Raw genomic sequence first — 2,090 nt, 5'->3', positions numbered from 1 at the left:
GAAAAGTATCAGCCGAAGGGAGATTATGCTTTGGCATCCGACGGCGTACCTGTCGGAACGATAATATTTATGGCGCATGGTAAAGGCGCTAAAGGGAGATTCCTGAAATCACACGGAGCCGCAGTATCACGAACAGTGTACGCGGATTTATTTGCCGTGGTCGGGACAACTTACGGACCCGGTGACGGTAGCACAACCTTTAACCTACCAGATACGCGAGATGAATTCCTCCGGTTCTCGGGTGACTCTCATCCCATTGGATCAAAGCAAAGTGATGCTATGAGAAATCTCACTGGATTTGTGTACGGAAGAACAGTAAATACGTCTGGCCGTGTTTTTGGCAGCAATGCATCCGGTGTTTTTGAAACATCGGGTGAATCCGGTGAATTTATGCAAAGCAGTCCGACAGGAAGCAGCCTGCCAAGCGACCGTTTATCTACATTAAAATTCGATGCGTCAAAACAGGTCGATATTGCTAATGAATTTCGCCCGCGAAACATTGCCCTTGAAGGGTGGATAAAATATTAAGGAATGCAGATGAAAATATTCAACTATCACCCTGTAACAAAAGAGTATCTGAGTGAAGGTCTGGCAGATGCAGACCCAATGGTAGAAGGTAACTGGCTTATTCCTGCATATGCGACTACGGTTAATCCGCCTGAAATAAAGCCTTGGTATATTCCTGTATTTGATGGGGAACAATGGATGCAGAAAGCGGATTACCGTGGCACAAAGGTTTACGACATCATTACCGCGCAGGAGTCTGAAATTAAAGAACTGGGCGAACTGCCGGACGGCGTAACGACTATCGCACCGGATGTTGAGTTTCCGAAGTGGAACGGCAAGAAATGGGTGATGGACAAAGCGGAGAAAAAAGAAAGTGATATCGCTGCGGCTGAAGCTCAGAAGCAATATCTGATAGCCGAAGTCCACACCGAAACCCAGATGCTGCAAACAAAACTGGCACTTGACCGAATCAAAGATGATGAAAAGGCGCGGTTAAACGCCTGGCTGGATTATCTGGACGAACTGGAGGCAGTGGACGTATCCACCGCCCCGGATATTATCTGGCCGGTGAATCCGGCGGTGTAGGCCATATCACATCAGCCCCGGGGGATGTGTCTACCGCCTGCACTTCCTGCACGTACAGCATCCATTCTTTGAGGCTGGATTTATCTTCTTCCGTGATGATGTCGAGCATAAGCTGAGTCTGCCAGAGTTGAGTTTTCTGGTTGGCCTCAGCAATCAGAGATCGCTTTTTCGCTTCGGCCTGCTCCACTAATTCAGCGTGAGTCAGCGGCGGAATATCAACCCAGGCCGGATTTCCTTTTTTATCCGCTCCTAATTTCATTCCTGACGGTGGCGTATCGGCAAATTTTTCCATAACATCATCATCTACCGGCTTTATATCATCAGGCCAGATACCGCTTGCCTCATAATCATCCTGCTTTGCCATTATAAAAAACTGTGATTTTTTAGCACTAAAACCGAACATTCCCATGTTAATACCCCACCGCAATAAATTGAGTCTTTGAATACAATAAATCCAATGTAACCACCTTCATGGCGATGGCATTAAAGCCAGACAAGCTAATATCCTCGCAACTCACCAGTATCTGAACATAACTAGCCTTGGTGCAAACAACAGCAACAACTTTATTAGGGAACGCTGCGGGGAATTGAACGCCCACCTTGTTACCTTCACCAACATTAGCTCCGCTGGCAAATTCACGGGAAAAAGACTGGATGATAAGCCCATTAGGCAATGTAACAACAATGCTGTCAGTTCCTTTTCCGGAAAAAGGGAAATAGCTCATATCCGGTATCTGGCCTGTGCCGTTTCCGGTATTTTTAGCTGCCGCTGTGCCAAACCCAGAAGTCCTATCCATAGGGATTGTGCCATGCGTCAACTTCCCGGCGGAATCAAACCCCCAGAGTAGACGCTGCGCCATTTCATCCCAGACACCAGACGCTTTATTATTGTTAGCCAGCATAGCTATGCTACCGTCCGGAGATAGCATTCTTGATTCAAGCTCCAGAACCGAAAAACTCTCACCGTCAGCATAATCCCCCTTCGGCTGATACTTTTC

The 2,090-nt window shown here is 47.3% G+C and carries 4 protein-coding genes; 2 read left to right on the top strand and 2 right to left on the bottom strand.

The features are described 5' to 3' along the window. Positions 1–528, top strand: a 528-nt coding sequence (locus tag U868_RS0120315) for a phage tail protein (RefSeq protein WP_025154879.1), incomplete at its 5' end; no start/stop codon positions are given. Positions 529–537: 9 nt separating this feature from the next. After that, the gene (locus U868_RS24205; RefSeq protein ID WP_025154878.1) at positions 538–1,092 is read left to right on the top strand and encodes a tail fiber assembly protein; all 555 of its coding nucleotides are present in this window, start codon (positions 538–540) and stop codon (positions 1,090–1,092) included. On the opposite strand, the gene U868_RS0120305 is transcribed toward U868_RS24205, so the two are convergent. Together U868_RS0120305 and U868_RS25760 are read right to left on the bottom strand one after the other, a co-directional pair. Continuing rightward, on the bottom strand, positions 1,064–1,456 hold the full coding sequence (locus U868_RS0120305) for a tail fiber assembly protein (RefSeq protein ID WP_162817268.1): 393 nt from the start codon (positions 1,454–1,456) through the stop codon (positions 1,064–1,066). The two genes, U868_RS24205 and U868_RS0120305, sit on opposite strands and share 29 nt — an antisense overlap. Before the next feature lie 46 nt (positions 1,457–1,502). After that, positions 1,503–2,090: gp53-like domain-containing protein (locus tag U868_RS25760; RefSeq protein ID WP_430623540.1), on the bottom strand; the 588-nt coding region annotated here is incomplete at its 5' end.

Origin of the sequence: Morganella morganii H1r (assembly GCF_000633515.1) — a bacterium.
In the GTDB taxonomy this organism is placed as follows: domain Bacteria; phylum Pseudomonadota; class Gammaproteobacteria; order Enterobacterales; family Enterobacteriaceae; genus Morganella; species Morganella morganii_B.
The sequence above is the reverse complement of the archived record's forward strand: the minus strand, read 5'-3'. Positions and strand labels throughout refer to the sequence as shown.